The 15,048-nt window shown below is 60.4% G+C and carries 13 protein-coding genes; 8 read left to right on the forward strand and 5 right to left on the reverse strand.

All coding sequences use genetic code 11. The annotated features are described in order from the left end of the window. The first annotated feature begins 114 nt into the window (after window positions 1-114). The 4 genes from uraH to xdhC are packed head-to-tail and all read left to right on the forward strand — an operon-like array spanning window position 115 to window position 5,178. On the forward strand, window positions 115-480 hold the full coding sequence (uraH, locus tag IEX27_RS09115) for a hydroxyisourate hydrolase (RefSeq protein ID WP_188720719.1): 366 nt from the start codon (window positions 115-117) through the stop codon (window positions 478-480). A gap of 4 nt (window positions 481-484) precedes the next feature. Beyond that, the gene (gene xdhA / locus IEX27_RS09120) at window positions 485-1,975 is read left to right on the forward strand and encodes a xanthine dehydrogenase small subunit (RefSeq protein ID WP_188720720.1); all 1,491 of its coding nucleotides are present in this window, start codon (window positions 485-487) and stop codon (window positions 1,973-1,975) included. Next, window positions 1,975-4,320, forward strand: coding sequence for a xanthine dehydrogenase molybdopterin binding subunit (xdhB, locus tag IEX27_RS09125; protein ID WP_188720721.1), 2,346 nt, complete (start codon window positions 1,975-1,977; stop codon window positions 4,318-4,320). Before xdhA ends, xdhB begins: the two co-directional genes overlap by 1 nt. Window positions 4,321-4,365: 45 nt before the next feature. Further along, the gene (xdhC, locus tag IEX27_RS09130) at window positions 4,366-5,178 is read left to right on the forward strand and encodes a xanthine dehydrogenase accessory protein XdhC (RefSeq protein WP_188720722.1); all 813 of its coding nucleotides are present in this window, start codon (window positions 4,366-4,368) and stop codon (window positions 5,176-5,178) included. 2 nt (window positions 5,179-5,180) lie between these two features. Here the strand turns inward: xdhC and IEX27_RS09135 are convergent, their stop codons facing one another. Beyond that, window positions 5,181-6,104, reverse strand: coding sequence for a LysR family transcriptional regulator (locus IEX27_RS09135; protein ID WP_188720723.1), 924 nt, complete (start codon window positions 6,102-6,104; stop codon window positions 5,181-5,183). Window positions 6,105-6,233: 129 nt separating this feature from the next. Here IEX27_RS09135 and IEX27_RS09140 point away from each other — a divergent pair, with 129 nt between their 5' ends. Next, window positions 6,234-7,448 (forward strand): urate hydroxylase PuuD, encoded by a 1,215-nt coding sequence (locus IEX27_RS09140; RefSeq protein ID WP_188720724.1) that lies wholly within the window; start codon window positions 6,234-6,236, stop codon window positions 7,446-7,448. Between the two features lie 93 nt (window positions 7,449-7,541). Beyond that, entirely contained in the window at window positions 7,542-8,843 is a 1,302-nt protein-coding gene (guaD, locus tag IEX27_RS09145) for a guanine deaminase (protein ID WP_188720725.1), read from the forward strand. A 123-nt stretch (window positions 8,844-8,966) separates the two neighbouring features. Here the strand turns inward: guaD and IEX27_RS09150 are convergent, their stop codons facing one another. From IEX27_RS09150 to IEX27_RS09160, 3 genes are all read right to left on the reverse strand, one after another. Next, window positions 8,967-9,938, reverse strand: coding sequence for a WD40 repeat domain-containing protein (locus tag IEX27_RS09150; protein WP_188720726.1), 972 nt, complete (start codon window positions 9,936-9,938; stop codon window positions 8,967-8,969). A 1-nt stretch (window position 9,939) separates the two neighbouring features. Further along, window positions 9,940-11,016, reverse strand: a complete 1,077-nt coding sequence (locus IEX27_RS09155) for a CobW family GTP-binding protein (RefSeq protein WP_188720727.1) — start codon at window positions 11,014-11,016, stop codon at window positions 9,940-9,942. 174 nt (window positions 11,017-11,190) lie between these two features. Then, window positions 11,191-11,940 carry a creatininase family protein gene (locus IEX27_RS09160; protein WP_188720728.1) on the reverse strand — a complete coding sequence of 250 codons (750 nt, stop codon included), beginning with the start codon at window positions 11,938-11,940 and terminating at the stop codon, window positions 11,191-11,193. A gap of 128 nt (window positions 11,941-12,068) precedes the next feature. Here IEX27_RS09160 and IEX27_RS09165 point away from each other — a divergent pair, with 128 nt between their 5' ends. Both IEX27_RS09165 and IEX27_RS09170 read left to right on the forward strand, forming a co-directional pair. Further along, window positions 12,069-12,566 (forward strand): MarR family winged helix-turn-helix transcriptional regulator, encoded by a 498-nt coding sequence (locus IEX27_RS09165; protein ID WP_188720729.1) that lies wholly within the window; start codon window positions 12,069-12,071, stop codon window positions 12,564-12,566. Window positions 12,567-12,694: 128 nt separating this feature from the next. Continuing rightward, the gene (locus tag IEX27_RS09170) at window positions 12,695-13,714 is read left to right on the forward strand and encodes a LacI family DNA-binding transcriptional regulator (protein WP_188720789.1); all 1,020 of its coding nucleotides are present in this window, start codon (window positions 12,695-12,697) and stop codon (window positions 13,712-13,714) included. Window positions 13,715-13,794: 80 nt separating this feature from the next. On the opposite strand, the gene IEX27_RS09175 is transcribed toward IEX27_RS09170, so the two are convergent. After that, entirely contained in the window at window positions 13,795-14,703 is a 909-nt protein-coding gene (locus IEX27_RS09175) for a LysR family transcriptional regulator (RefSeq protein ID WP_188720730.1), read from the reverse strand. Between the last annotated feature and the right edge of the window lie 345 nt (window positions 14,704-15,048).

A 15,048-nucleotide genomic window follows, 5' to 3' on the forward strand; every position in this document is an offset into this window, starting at 1 on the left:
CTTATTCCTACTGAAATTTTTGAAAGTCTTTTTGGGGCCTTCCGCAGAAAGAGCCCTTATCGTTGCCGGCGAATTACCGCACAATCAATAGGCCGCATTTGGAGGAATAGTACGTTGAGTAACACAAAGCACGGCCGCCTTACGACGCACGTCCTGGATACCGCCAAGGGTTGCCCTGCCGCCGGATTGGCGATCACCCTCTACAGGATCGAGGGCGAGACACTGCAGCTCATCAAGAAGGTCACGACCAATGCCGACGGGCGTTGCGATTCGCCATTGCTTGAGGGCGACGCCTTCCAGACTGGAGAATATGAGCTGGTGTTCGAGGTGGGCGGCTATCTCAAGCAGCAGGGCACCGACCTGCCGGAACCATCGTTCCTGAACCTCGTTCCTATCCGGTTCGGGATGGCCGAGCAGGCGCATTATCACGTCCCGCTGCTCGTCTCACCCTACGGCTATTCCACCTACAGAGGAAGCTGATCCCATGACTGAGCCCTCTGCGTTGACGATCCGGACAGAGCTCCGGTTCCTGCTGAACGATCGCCAGATCGCGCTCAACAGCATCCGCCCCGACCAGACGCTGCTGGATTTCATCCGCCTTGACCGCCGCCTTACCGGAACCAAGGAAGGCTGCGCCGAGGGTGACTGCGGTGCCTGCACGGTGCTCGTTGGCCGGCTTGAGGGCGATACGGTCAAGTATGAGACTGTGAACAGCTGCATCCGCTTCCTCGGTTCGCTCGACGGCTGCCATGTCGTGACGATCGAGCATCTGAAGCGGCCCGACGGCAGCCTGCATCCGGTGCAGCAGGCGATGGTGGATTTCCACGGTTCGCAGTGTGGGTTCTGCACGCCGGGTTTCGTCATGGCGCTCTATGGGCTCTGGATGCAGAGGCCTCAGCCCTCAGTGCAGGCGATTGAAACGGCGATCCAGGGCAATCTCTGCCGGTGCACGGGCTACGAACCGATCATCAAGGCTGCGCAGGCGATCTCCAGCTATGGAACGCCCGAAAACGATCCGCTGGCACAGGAGCGCGCGAAGGTCGTCGCAGAGCTGAAAGCCATCAAGGACGGGCGCAGGGTGGAAGTTGGCAGCGGCGAGGAGCGGTTCATCATCCCCGCAAGCGCTGACGATCTGGCTGCCGTGCTTGAAACGGAGCCTTCCGCCAACGTCGTTGCGGGCTCCACAGACGTGGGGCTTTGGGTTACCAAGTTCATGCGCAAGATCACACCCGTCGTGTTCATCGGCGGGATCGATGAGCTGCGCGGCATCACCGTCGATGAGCGCGGTATCACGCTTGGAGCGCTGGTCAGTTATTCGGACGCGCAGGCGGTTCTGGCCGAGCACGTCCCAGCGTTCGGGAAGCTCATCCATCGGATCGGCGGCGAGCAGGTGCGCAACATGGGCACCATCGGCGGCAACGTTGCCAATGGCTCGCCCATCGGCGATACGCCACCGCCGCTGATCGCGCTCAACGCCAGTGTGACGCTGCGCAAGGGCGCTGCCCGCCGCACGATCCCGTTGGAGCAATTCTTCATTGCCTATGGCAAGCAGGACCGCCAGCCGGGCGAGTTTGTTGAGGCCATTCATATTCCGCTGCCGGAACAGGGTACGCAGTTTGCCGCCTGGAAGATCTCCAAGCGCCGCGAGGAAGACATTACCTCCGTGCTCGGCGCGTTTTTGCTGAAGCTGGCGGCAGACGGTACAGTTGAGACGATCCGCATCGCCTATGGCGGCATGGCGGCAACGCCAAAGCGTGCCGCCGCGGTCGAGGCCGCGCTCACTGGCAAGCCGTGGAATGCAGAAACCATCGAGACTGCCTTGCACTTCTACGAGGCGGACTTCAAGCCGATCAGCGACATGCGGGCGTCGTCTGCTTATCGCATGCTGTCGGCTAGAAATCTCCTGCGCCGCTTCCACCTCGCTACGACTAAGCCAGCCGGAAGCCTAACTGTGTCGCGTTACGAGGCCGCATGATGACGAAGCACCTTGTTCCGGACACTACCGCAGCAAAGATCAGAGGCGGAGTTGGCGAAGGTCAAGTCCACGATTCCGCGCACAAGCATGTGACTGGCGAAGCCATCTATATCGATGACATGGCCGAACCTGCGGGCACGCTGCACGCCTATCTCGGCCTGTCGACCGTGGCGCATGGCAAGATCCTGTCGATGGACCTTTCGGAGGTCGAGAAGGCCCCCGGCGTCGTGGCGGTTCTGACCGCGCGCGATGTTCCCGGTGTGAACGACCTCAGCCCGACTGGCCTCAATGACGAGCCAGTCCTGCCGGAAGACTACGTGCAGTTTCTGGGCCAGCCGATATTCGCCGTGGTTGCGGAGACGCGCGAACAGGCGCGGCGCGCCTGTCACAAGGCCAAGATCGAGTACGAAGAACTCCCCGCCCTGATCGAACCCGGTCAGGTGGATCTGACAAACCCGCGCCTCGTCACCAAGCCGCTGAAGCTTACGCGCGGTGATGCACAGCAGGCGATCGCCTCGGCTCCGCACCGGATCAAGGGGCAAATGAACCTTGGCGGTCAGGATCACTTCTACCTCGAGGGCCAGATTGGTTTTGCCATCCCGGGCGAGGACATGGACGTGACGGTCTATTCCTCCACGCAGCACCCGAGCGAGGTGCAGCACATGGTGGCGCATGCCCTTGGTGTGCCTTCGCATGCCGTTACCATCGAAGTGCGGCGCATGGGCGGTGGCTTCGGCGGCAAGGAAACGCAAGCGAACCTGTTTGCTGCCATCGCCGCCATCGCTGCCAAGAAGCTCAACCGTGCGGTCAAGATCCGGCCGGATCGCGACGACGACATGACCGCGACCGGCAAGCGGCACGACTTCCTCATCGATTATGAGGTCGGCTTCGATGACGACGGCAATATCCTTGGCGTCGATTTCAGCTACGCCGCCCGCTGCGGTTATGCTGCCGACCTTTCGGGTGCCGTGACGGACCGCGCGCTGTTCCACTGCGACAACACTTATTTCTACCCCGCAGTCCATGCTGTCTCGAAGCCGCTCTACACCAATACGGTGTCAAATACGGCGTTCCGTGGGTTCGGCGGCCCGCAGGGTATCGTGGGTGCCGAGCGCGTGATCGAGGAAGTGGCCTATGCCTTGGGCAAGGACCCGCTCGAAATCCGCAAGCGCAACTTCTATGGCACGTCCGACCGCAACGTGACGCCCTACCACCAGACGGTGGAGGACAATATCATCGACCGACTGGTGGCTGAGCTCGAAGTCGAAGCCGGTTACAAGGCGCGGCGCGAGGAGATCGCGCGCTTCAATGCGTCGAGCCGGATCGTCAAGCGCGGCATTGCGCTCACGCCCGTGAAGTTCGGCATTTCGTTCACTGCCACGCACTTCAACCAGGCGGGCGCGCTGGTCCATGTCTATACGGACGGCTCGGTGCACCTGAACCACGGCGGCACGGAGATGGGCCAGGGGCTCAACCTCAAGGTGGCGCAGGTTGTCGCCGAGGAATTCCAGATCGACCTGGAGCAGGTGAAGATCACCGCCACCACGACCGGCAAGGTGCCGAATACGTCGGCAACGGCTGCCTCCTCCGGCTCGGACCTGAACGGCATGGCTGCGCAGAATGCAGCCCGCCAGATCAAGGACAGGCTGATCGATTTCGCCGCCGACAAGCATGGCGTGCCGAAGGATCAGGTCGTTTTCCTGCCCAACCGGGTGAGGATCGGCAATCAGGAGATCCCCTTCGCAGACCTGATCCGCGAAGCCTATATGGCTCGCATCCAGCTTTCGGCGGCTGGCTTCTACAAGACGCCGAAGATCCATTGGGATCGCGACAAGGGTCAGGGCCGCCCGTTCTACTACTTTGCCTACGGCGCTGCCTGCAGCGAAGTGTCGATCGATACGCTCACCGGCGAATACGTGGTCGAGCGCGTGGACATCCTGCATGATGTGGGCCGTTCCATCAATCCGGCGCTCGACAGGGGCCAGATCGAGGGCGGTTTCATCCAGGGCATGGGATGGCTCACGACCGAAGAACTGGTCTGGGACAACAAGGGCCGGCTGCGGACACACGCGCCTTCGACCTACAAGATCCCGCTCGCATCCGACCGGCCGAAGATCTTTAACGTGAAGCTGGCCGATTGGTCCGAAAACGTCGAGCCGGCAATCCACCGCTCCAAGGCCGTGGGCGAGCCGCCCTTCGTCCATGGCGTCTCGGTGCTGCACGCGATCTCCGATGCGGTAGCGAGTGTGGCCGACTACAAGGTCTGCCCGCGACTCGACGCGCCTGCAACGCCTGAGCGCGTGCTGATGGCAGTTGAACGGCTCAAGACAGCCAAGAATTTATGATGTAAAGGAGTAGTGGGTTAACGGTAGACCGGGGGGGACTACCAAATGACATCATTCATGCGCAAGTTTACCGAATTTCTGAAAGAATTCCCGCACATCGCGGTGGTTGAAGTGACCGAAGCCAAGGGCTCCACACCGCGCGAAACCGGCGCATGGATGCTCGTTACGCCCAAGTCTACGCTTGGCACCATCGGAGGCGGACAGCTCGAGTTCCTTGCCATCGCCAAGGCGCGGGAACTGATCGACAGCAATCTCAGGCGCGGCACGATTTCCGTACCCTTGGGTCCGGAAATCGGTCAGTGCTGCGGCGGCCGCGTTGCGCTGGACATTCGGCTAGCCGATCAGCATGAACGCGCCATCCTCACTGAGCGGGTGAAGGAAGCACACCAGCGACGTCCTCATATCTATCTGTTCGGCGCCGGTCATGTGGGCAAGGCGCTGGCGGCTGCCCTTAGCCACCTGCCCTTCCGCGTCTTTCTGGTCGATACCCGGCCTGACTCGCTGGAAGAGATCCCTCCTGACGTGCAGCCCGTGCCGATAGCAATGCCGGAAGTGCTCGTGCGGGAGGCGCCGCCCGCCTCGGCCTTCGTGATCCTCACACATGATCATGCGCTCGATTTCCTTATCACGAGGGAAGCACTGGCCCGCAAAGACGCGGCATATGTGGGCATGATCGGTTCCAAGACCAAGAAGGCAACGTTCCACAACTGGCTGCTGCGGGAGGGTGGCACGGAGGAAGATTTCGCCCGCCTCGTTTCGCCCATTGGCGGTCACAGCGTTCCCGACAAGCGGCCTGAGGTTATCGCCGCGCTGGCGGCTGCTGAGATCGTCCGCGCGGTGCTGCTGGCTGCTGAGTAGCTTCAGCGTTTGCCGTCGAGAATTTCACCGATGATCCGCTGGCAGCGTTCGGACATGAAGTCGACCAGCAGCCGGAGTTTGGGGTCCTGCAGGTTGCGGTGCGGATAGACCGCAGCAAGCTTCACCGGCATGGGTGGGTTCTCAGGAAGGACAATCTTCAGGCTGCCATTGCGCAGGTAAGGTTCAACCTCGAAACGCGGCTTGTTGATGATCCCATGGCCCGCCAGCGCCCATGAGGTGATGACGTCACCATCATCCGTGTCGAAGGGGCCGCGAACCTCGAATTTGCGCGGGCCATCTTCCGTCTTCAGCATCCAGAAATATTCGCGTGCGCCGGGGAAACGCAGCAGCAGGCAGTCGTGGTTGTCGGTGACCAGCTCCTCCGGATGCTTTGGTTCGCCACGGCGCGCGAGATAGGCGGGCGAGGCCGCGAGCACACGCTCGCAATCCATGATCCCGCGCATGCGCAGGCTTGAATCTTCGAGCACACCCAGCCTGAATGCGACGTCGATGCTTTCACGCATGATGTCCACATCACGGTCGGAGAGGCGGAGCCGCACCTCTATTTCCGGGTAGCGCGCATGGAAATCCGGGATGCCGCTCGCAATCAAGCGTTTGCCAAGCCCCAGCGGCGCCGTCACATGGATCGTACCACGCGGCTTGCCGGAAACGGCGGCAACGGCCGCTTCCGCCTCGCTCACAGCCTCGAGAATCTTCTTGGCGCCCTCGTAGAAGACCCTGCCCTGCTCCGTTGGTGTCAGCTGACGGGTCGTACGGTTAAGCAACCGCGCGCCGAGATGCTTCTCCAGCTCCTTGACGCGATTGGAGGCAACAGCGGGCGAAATGCGCAGAGCCCGCCCGGCAGACGAGAGGTTTCCCAGCTCCACCACTCTCACGAAAACCTGGATATTATCGAGGTAAGCCAATTGCTATTCCGTCCCCAGCAGATTCATAAAGTGATTTTACATATTTTTTTGAAAGTCATGGTGCTTTCCATCTCTTTTCCTTTGGAAAGAACGCAGTAAGCTCACGCGAAAAATGACACGGGGACATGCATGGACGATTTTGCCCTTATGTGGGAGTGGCTTTCCTTCGCAGTACGCTGGCTGCATGTGGTGACAGCGATTGCGTGGATCGGCTCTTCCTTCTACTTCATCGCGCTGGATCTGGGACTGGTGCAGCGGCCTGGTTTGCCGAAAGGCGCATATGGTGAAGAGTGGCAGGTCCATGGAGGGGGCTTCTACCATATCCAAAAATATCTGGTGGCCCCGGAGCGGCTGCCCGAGCACCTGACCTGGTTCAAGTGGGAAGCCTACACCACGTGGATGACCGGTTTTGCGATGCTCGCCGTGGTCTATTACGCCGGCGCTGACCTCTATCTGGTCGACCGCAATGTGCTCGACGTTTCCTCCAATGTCGCAATCCTGATCTCGCTCGGCTCGCTGGGACTCGGCTGGATCCTCTATGACCAGCTCTGCAAGTCGCCGCTCGGCAAGAGCACGACCGGCCTGATGCTGATCCTCTATGTGATCCTCGTCGTGATGGCGTGGGGCTATACGCAGCTCTTCACCGGCAGGGCGGCTTTCATCCATCTCGGCGCGTTCACCGCGACGATCATGTCCGCCAACGTCTTCCTGATCATAATCCCCAATCAGAAGATCGTCGTGGCCGATCTGAAGGCAGGGCGGACGCCTGCCGCGCATCTGGGCGCACAGGCCAAGCAGCGTTCTCTGCACAACAACTACCTGACGCTGCCCGTCATCTTCCTGATGCTGTCGAACCACTATCCGCTGGCGTTCGCCACGGAGTTCAACTGGGTCATTGCATCGCTCGTGTTCCTGATCGGCGTGCTGATCCGCCACTACTTCAACACGGTGCATGCGCGAAAGGGCAACCCGCACTGGACGTGGGGCGCGGCAGCCGTGCTGTTCGTCATCATCATGTGGCTTTCGAGCGTTCCCCAGGTGCTGACCGGAGAACGCAAGATTTCCAGCGCCGAGGAGAGGTTCATCGCCTCGGTGCATTTCCCTGCCGTGCGGGACACGGTCATGGGCCGCTGCAGCATGTGCCATGCATCGGAAACGGCGTATGACGGCATTCACATTGCGCCGAAGAATGTGAAGTTTGACAGCGACAATGACATCGCCGCCCATGCGCGCGAGATCTACCTGCAGGCCGGCCGCAGCCATGCGATGCCACCCGGCAACGTCTCGGGCATCACCGAGGAAGAGCGCCGCCTGCTCGTCACCTGGTTTGAAGAGTCCCGCTAGCCCGTCGCCCTCTTTCAGTTGACGCCCAACAGACCTCGTGAAACCCTCCCTCCAGTCATCCGCCGTCCAGTGAAACGAAAGGCAGCGATAGCCATGCCACTCCTTATTCGCGCGCGTCTCCTGACGTTTCTGGCAGAACCCCAGGCACCGGACGACCACGCCTCCTATCGCTACGAGGAAGATGGCGCGCTGCTGATCGAAGATGGCGTTATCCAGGCGGTTGGCTCCTATTCCGAGGTCTCTGCCAGGGTCGGCGCGGATATCCGTGTGGTCGATCACCGTCCGCATCTGGTGATGCCCGGCTTCATCGACGCCCATGCCCACCTGCCACAGATGCAGGTGATCGGCAGTTTTGGCGCCGAACTGCTGGACTGGCTCAACACCTATACCTTCCCTGCCGAGACCGAGTTTTCCAATGTGGCGCATGCCGAGCGCATTGCAGCCTGTTTCCTGGATGAGCTCACCCGGCACGGGACGACCACCGTCGCGGCCTATTGCAGCGTTCATCCCCAGTCGGCCGAGGCGCTATTTGCCGAGGCTGAGCGGCGCAACATGTGCATCGTCGCCGGCAAGGTGATGATGGACCGCAACGCGCCGGATGGACTGCGCGACACGGCCCAGAGCGGCTACGACGAGACGAAGGCGCTGATCGAGCGGTGGCATGGCAAGAGCCGCCTCCATTATGCTATCAGCCCGCGCTTCGCGATTACCTCGACGCCCGAACAGATGGCGGCGGCGCAGGCGCTTGCCGCCGAGTACCCTCACCTTCACATCCAGACGCATCTTTCGGAGAACAAGGCGGAGATCGAGTTCGCCTGCTCGCTCTTTCCGGAGGCGAAGGACTACACGGACATCTACGCCCGCTACGGGCTGGTCGGGCCCAAGAGCCTGTTCGGCCACTGCGTTCATCTGCAAGAGCGTGAGGCGGACGCGTTGTCGGAGGCGGGGGCTGTCGCTGTGTTCTGCCCGACCTCGAACCTGTTCCTCGGATCGGGGCTGTTCAACTATTTCGGCTATAAGCGGCGGGAGAAGAGCCTGCGTATCGCGGCCGCGACGGATGTCGGCGGCGGCACGAATTATTCCATGCTGCGGACGATGGATGAGGGCTACAAGGTGATCACGCTGCAGGGCGAGAAGATTCCGCCGCTGCTCTCCTACTGGCAAATCACCCGTGGCAACGCCGAGGCACTCTCGCTCGGCCACCGCATCGGTGCGTTGGAAGTCGGAAAGGATGCCGATCTGGTGGTGCTCGACGCCAGCGCCACCTCCCCCATGCGGCTTCGCATGGAGAAGGCGCGATCACTGGCGGAAGAGCTGTTCATCCTCCAGACCATGGGTGATGACCGCAACGTGGTAGAGACCTACGTTGCTGGCAGACCCGTAAAGCCGGCGTGATCCGCGGGCTTTGCAGCTTCCAACCGCCTCATGGTGAGCTTGTCGAACCACGTGGCGGTTGAAAACAGTGCAGACTGGACCCCTCGTCCTTCGACAAGCTCAGGATGAGGGTGCTTCAGTTGATCAGCCGGCGATATCGACGATGCCGCAGGCACCGTCTTCGCTGCCAAAGGCAAGGCGGCGGCCAGCATCGTCCCAGGCAAGGGCTGTGATGGCCGAGCGGCCAGCGCGTCGGAGGACGACTTCCTTGCTGTCCTCAAAGCGTGCGGCAAGGATCATGCCGTCGGCATAGCCAATCGCCACGACTTCTTCCTTTGGGTGGCAGGCGACCGTTGTGACCAGGATGGTGCCCCGTGTACCAAGCTCCAGCGGAGCCTTGCCCATCGGACCATCCTTGTAGTGGAACGGCCAGACGATTGCTGCCGGAGCGCCGGAGGTAGCGAGCCAACGGCTCTTCACGCTCCACGACATGCTTTTGACCTTGGCCGGATAGCCGGCCATCTGCATGTGGCGTGTGTCCTGCAGCCGCCAGCCATGCAGGGCATTTTCCTGCATCGAGGTCACGAGATACTTGCCATCCGGTGAGAAGGTGATCCCGATGTGCGGGCCTTCCCATTCCAGCTCGGTCGGCTTGCCTTCCGTCGCAGGGAAATGGAGCGTTGCGCCATTGTAGCGGGCAACGCCGAGACGCACGCCCTTGGGTGCGAAGTCGATGCCTTCAACGGTGCGCGGATGCTGAATTTCCTTGATGCGACCGTCAGCAAAGCGGACATAGGCTATCCGGCCACTGGCGAAGCCGACGATGCCCTGCGGCCCCGCCGCAACGCTGGAAATCCACTTGCGGCCGATCTGGGCCAGAACCTCGGACGAACCATCCGACTTCAGGGCGCAAACCTTCCCGTCCTCGCCACCCGTCAGCAGAGTGTCACCCGCCTTCGCAGCCGACAACAGACCGTCGTGAAGTTCGACAGTCTGATGGCCGGTTTCGTCCAGCCGATGGACGGCGCCATCGGCCAGTGCGAAATGCGGAATATCATTCAACCAGTACGCGCCGATGCAGTGCGCCGACAAATCAAGAGGTGCTACTGTTGGCATATCAGGCCTGGCAAACTTCGAATTCCTGGCGCAGCAGGTCTTCCTTCAGCTCTCGGCCGATGAAGACGAGGCGGCTCTCACGCTTTTCGCCGTCCTTCCAGTCGCGCTGATGGTTGCCCTCGATGATCATGTGCACGCCCTGCACCACATAGCGCTGCGGATCGTCCTTGAACGCAATGATGCCCTTGAGACGAAGAATGTTGGGTCCCTCGGTCTGGGTGACACGGTGGATCCACTGCATGAAACGGGCAGGATCCATCTCACCGCCGCGCAGCGACACCGACTTTACGCCCAGCTCTTCGATGTGATTGTGGTGGTGATGGTGGTGATCGTGATCGTGGTGGTGGTGATGGTCATGGCCGCAGCCGCAATGTTCATCATGGACGTGATCATGGTGATGGTCATGATCCTCCGCCTCCAGGAAATGCGGATCGTTCGCCAGCACGCGGTTCAGGTCGAAAGCACCCTGGTCCAGGATCCGGTCGAGCGGCACATTCGCACGCTCTGCCTTGATGACCGTTGCGATGGGATTGAGCGTCTTGATGACACGCTCCACATCCGCCAGCTCCTCGGCGCTAACCAGATCCACCTTGTTGAGCACGATCACGTCGGCGAAGGCAATCTGGTTCTGGGCTTCGTCAGAATCCTTCAGGCGAAGCGGCAGGTGCTTGGCGTCCACGAGGGCAACGACAGCATCGAGTGCGGTCTTGTCGCGAACGTCTTCATCCATGAAGAAGGTCTGAGCAACGGGCGCCGGATCGGCAAGACCGGTGGTCTCGACGATGATGGCATCGAAGCGGCCGGGGCGGCGCATCAGACCTTCCAGAACGCGCACGAGATCGCCACGCACGGTGCAGCAGACGCAGCCGTTGTTCATCTCGTAAATTTCTTCATCGGACTCAACGATCAGGTCGTTGTCGATGCCGATTTCACCGAATTCGTTGACGATCACGGCATAGCGCTTGCCATGATCCTCCGACAGGATGCGATTGAGGAGGGTCGTCTTTCCTGCACCGAGAAAACCAGTGAGAACCGTGACCGGGATCTGAGCCTTCGTGGCCTGGGTCTGATCGGACATCTATTCCAATCCTTAGCTTCTTCGCCTTTCAAGGAGGCGAGATTGTTGTTTGTTGCGCAATTCCAGCTGCGAGAGGGCAACGGAACTACTCCGCTGCCACCATATAGGACCTTCGCTACCTGGATGCATCACCTCAAATATCGACTTTCACGATAAAAGAAGATTAGCAAGGCGCTAGCTGGCTCGGAGAGTGTCGGGGTCGAAGCGGTGCACATCGTTCAAGAGCTCGACGAAGCCTTTCACCGAATGCTCAAGGATGCACTCGCCCGCTTCCGCATTTGCCGCAGCGGCATTGCCCGTTACTCCGTCGGCCGAGAGGTCGCGCATCATCCAGCCGAACGCGTGGGGACCATAGGCGCGCAGATGCTTGTAGTCTGAGCGGAACCTCGCCTGCTCGGAAGCGAAATCGCGGGCCTTGTCCATCCGCACCAGATCCGGACGTATCGCCAGCATGACCGAAGTTTCGATGAAGCCGCCGTGGATGCCAAGCGCACGCTCCTCGTCCGAGACCAGATCGGAGGGATAGCCGTATCTCGTCCAGCTGGTAGCAATTGCGAGCATGTTGCAGCGGACGCGCAATTCCGTCGTGACGATCGTCATGAGCGGCGAGTTCCCGCCATGGGCGTTCAGCAGCACGAGCTTGCGAAAGCCTCTTGCCGCAAGCAGCGCACCGATCCCGATCCAGCGCTCGACAGCTTCCGCGTAGCCGAGCGTCTGCGTGCCGGCATGGTCTGAATGTTCGATCGAATAGCCGACCTTTTCCACCGGCAGAACAGTGAGCGGCAGGTCTTGAGCCTCAGCCTGCGCACGGCGCGCGACCTCTTCCGCGATCAGCCAATCCGTCTCAAAGGGCAAATGCGGACCATGCTGCTCGGTCGCGCCCAGCGGGAGAATTGCTATGGTTTCTTCGGTATCCAGCGTCATCTCCCATTTTAGTTTGCCGGCAATGCGCGTAATATAAAATTCGTTAATGGCAAGAGGTTGCCGAAACAAAGTGCCGCCATACCTTCCGATGTAATAGCGCAACGCGTTCCACGGAAAAAGGAACATTGATGGCGAAGACTCGAGGGCTCATCCTGACGACGCTTCAATCCGTAGCCCGCCTGACCAGGACGGTGTCGGCGAAGCGCCTGTTCGAGCAGGGACTTTATGCTGGTCAGGACAAGATCATTCTGGCACTCGCTCAGGAGAACGGGCAGACGCCCGGTGCTCTGGCGCAAAAGCTGCGCGTCAAGCCTCCGACCATCACGAAGACGATCAACCGACTGGCCGCGCAGGGTTTTCTCGAAAAGCGCTCGTCCGACCAAGATGCCCGGCGAACCCACATTTATCTCACGCCTCTGGGTGAAGAAGCGATCCGCCAGATCGAAAACTCGCTGAAGAAGATCGAGGAACGCGCGCTGGAGGGCATCGAAAAGGAAGATCTGAAGACGCTGAAGCGAATCCTGGAGCAGATCGCGGAAAATCTTGCAGCAGAGCAGGAAAAGGGGTCCGAGAAGCACGGAAACGTGCATGACAGTTCACCCGTGCAAAACAGCCGCTCCGCTTAAGGCACCAACGAGTACCGGCGAACGTATTCGGGTTGCGCCGCAAAAAAGCTTTGACGTTAAACGCCTCACTGGGTTATGCGCTTTTAAACACTTTAAAGGCGGACCGGTTTCCCGGCAGGAGGGGCGTTCTGGCGCAGAAAATCAAGCTATCGACTATTGCTGATGCGCTGGGAGTCTCAACCGCAACTGTCTCGCTGGCGCTTCGTGACAGTCCTCTTGTTGCCGACAATACCAGGCAGCGCATAAAGGAATATGCGCGCAATATCGGTTACATCTACAACCGGCGTGCCGCTAGTCTGAGAACGTCTCGCTCGGGCATCATCGGTGTCGTGGTGCACGACATCATGAACCCGTTTTATGCTGAGATCCTGCGCTCGATCGAGGGCGAGCTTGACCGCTCCCGCCAGACGTTTCTGCTTTCCAACCATTACGACCAGCTCGAGAAGCAACGCACCTTCATCGATACGCTGCTGCAGCTGGGCGCGGACGGCATCATCATGAGCCCCGCTATCGGAACACCGGCGGAAGATGTCCGCATGGCCGAGGAAAATGGCCTGCCCACCGTGCTTATCGCGCGTGACGTCGACGGCGCGAATGTGCCCGTCTTCCGCGGTGACGACGCCTATGGCATCAGCCTCGCCACCAATCACCTGATCTCGCTGGGCCATAGCCGGATCGCGATGATCGGCGGTACCGACCACACGTCTACCGGCCGCGACCGCTATCGCGGATATGTGGCGGCCATGCAGAATGCCGGCCTGGAAGTGAAGCCCGAATGGCGCTTTCCGGGACCCCGTACGAAACAGGCCGGGTTCGAGATTGCCGGGGCATTCCTTGCCGCGAAGGATAAGCCGACAGCGGCCGTCTGCTGGAGTGACCTGGTCGCCATCGGCCTCATGAATGGTATCGCACGTGCGGGCCTGGTTCCTGGACGGGACATTTCCGTCACTGGATATGACGACCTCGAAGAAGCCGCGATCGCTACACCAGCACTCACCACGGTGTGGAACGGGCAGCGCGAGGTGGGGCGCCGCGCGGCGCGTGTTCTGCTGGACCGTCTGAACGGTGCGGAAGTTGCCCCAACTCATGAATTGATCAAGCCGGAACTTCACGTACGCCAGTCGTCAGGCAAACCCGTCGAGCGGTAGGCAGCAGACGTCACCCTGCTGGTGTCCGCCCTCACCCGCCGAGGCAGGTGAGGTCCGGATGCAAGTTCAGCCCGAGTTGATTACTGATGGGCCAAAGCTCTGCCGCTATTCACTTCCACATGCGGGGGCAATCTGTTGATCTCCCCCTGCAAGAGCTCGAAAATGTCCAATGCAGCGCGGAGGTTAAAGCGGCGTTCGTCGAAGAACATGCCGTAGCGGGCTTCCACCTGCCCCGGCATGACTTGCGTGCATCCATTCAGTTCCATGGACGCATTGTCCTGGACGTACGCCGGCAGGGGCGAGAGCGCGATACCACTGCTGACGAGCCGGATGGCTGTCATGATGTCGTCCACCTCGCCGACTACGTCGTAAACGATCTCGTGTCGGCGCAGCCATTCACGTGCGACCGCTCCCAGCGGTGAATGTGGCGGCGGCAGGACCACCTCGATGCCGTGCCCGTCGTGCTTGGTGAAATCCAGCAGATGCTTCTCACCGATCCAGCGCATCTGGAACTCGGTTGAAAGGTCCGGCGCCATCTCGGACGGGTAGAGCGCCCGGAAAGTGGCGTCCAGCTCACCCTGTTCGTACATTTCCTCCAGGCGGCGGGAATCCGCGATGCGCCAGGTCAGCGTTTCCTTGAGCTTGCCCAAGGCTCCGGCACGCTCCAGAAGCAGCGGTGCACAGTAGGTACAGATACCGACCTTGAGCTTGGAGATGTTCTTCTCGTAGCCAACCGTCTTCAGGCGCCGTTCCAGGTCGAGCATCTGCCGGATCAACCGGGAAATTTCTTCCTTCACGATGATCTTGTTCCCGACCTTCTTGATCAGGGACGTACCGATTGTCCTCTCAAGACGGCCCAGATGCATGCTGATAGCCGGCTGGCTAATGCCGAGTTTTAGAGCGGCCCCTGTGAGGCTCTTGGTTTCGATGACAGCCTCCGCAGCGCGGAGCGTGGCAAACGAAAGACCTTCCTGCTTTTGTGAGCTCATTATCGTGCACCTCTTGTTTACAGTGTCTGGGCTGCTCGCAAGCAAACCCGCTCCATGTCTTCACACGTAGAACTGCTACTTCACTTGAGGCATGAGGGATCGTGGCCGCAAAACTCCTACTTGCGGCTGTCATCTCCTATCAGGTTGGCCGGTTTTATTGCGTCAACGGATGGTCCACTGCTGCAGGCGCCATCTGGGTCAATCAAAGACCCGCCCAGGTGTCACCATGGCCAAAGCGATAATACGAACTCTGAGATTGAACCCTAAACCCCGTCCCTTCTGACAGGTTTAGGATTAACGCAAAAGTTGTGCGATTACAACCTAAACGGGCAGCGGTTTATCTCT

The sequence above is a fragment of the Nitratireductor aestuarii genome, assembly GCF_014641695.1.
Lineage (GTDB): Bacteria > Pseudomonadota > Alphaproteobacteria > Rhizobiales > Rhizobiaceae > Chelativorans > Chelativorans aestuarii.

Excerpts from the sequence above, each read along its gene's own strand:
- IEX27_RS09165 (WP_188720729.1), top strand. The coding sequence starts at position 12,069 with ATGGCGAAGACTCGAGGGCTCATCCTGACGACGCTTCAATCCGTAGCC.
- IEX27_RS09150 (WP_188720726.1), bottom strand. The coding sequence starts at position 9,938 with ATGCCAACAGTAGCACCTCTTGATTTGTCGGCGCACTGCATCGGCGCG.
- IEX27_RS09140 (WP_188720724.1), top strand. The coding sequence starts at position 6,234 with ATGGACGATTTTGCCCTTATGTGGGAGTGGCTTTCCTTCGCAGTACGC.
- IEX27_RS09175 (WP_188720730.1), bottom strand. The coding sequence starts at position 14,703 with ATGAGCTCACAAAAGCAGGAAGGTCTTTCGTTTGCCACGCTCCGCGCT.
- IEX27_RS09160 (WP_188720728.1), bottom strand. The coding sequence starts at position 11,940 with ATGACGCTGGATACCGAAGAAACCATAGCAATTCTCCCGCTGGGCGCG.
- xdhC (WP_188720722.1), top strand. The coding sequence starts at position 4,366 with ATGACATCATTCATGCGCAAGTTTACCGAATTTCTGAAAGAATTCCCG.
- xdhB (WP_188720721.1), top strand. The coding sequence starts at position 1,975 with ATGACGAAGCACCTTGTTCCGGACACTACCGCAGCAAAGATCAGAGGC.
- xdhA (WP_188720720.1), top strand. The coding sequence starts at position 485 with ATGACTGAGCCCTCTGCGTTGACGATCCGGACAGAGCTCCGGTTCCTG.
- IEX27_RS09155 (WP_188720727.1), bottom strand. The coding sequence starts at position 11,016 with ATGTCCGATCAGACCCAGGCCACGAAGGCTCAGATCCCGGTCACGGTT.
- guaD (WP_188720725.1), top strand. The coding sequence starts at position 7,542 with ATGCCACTCCTTATTCGCGCGCGTCTCCTGACGTTTCTGGCAGAACCC.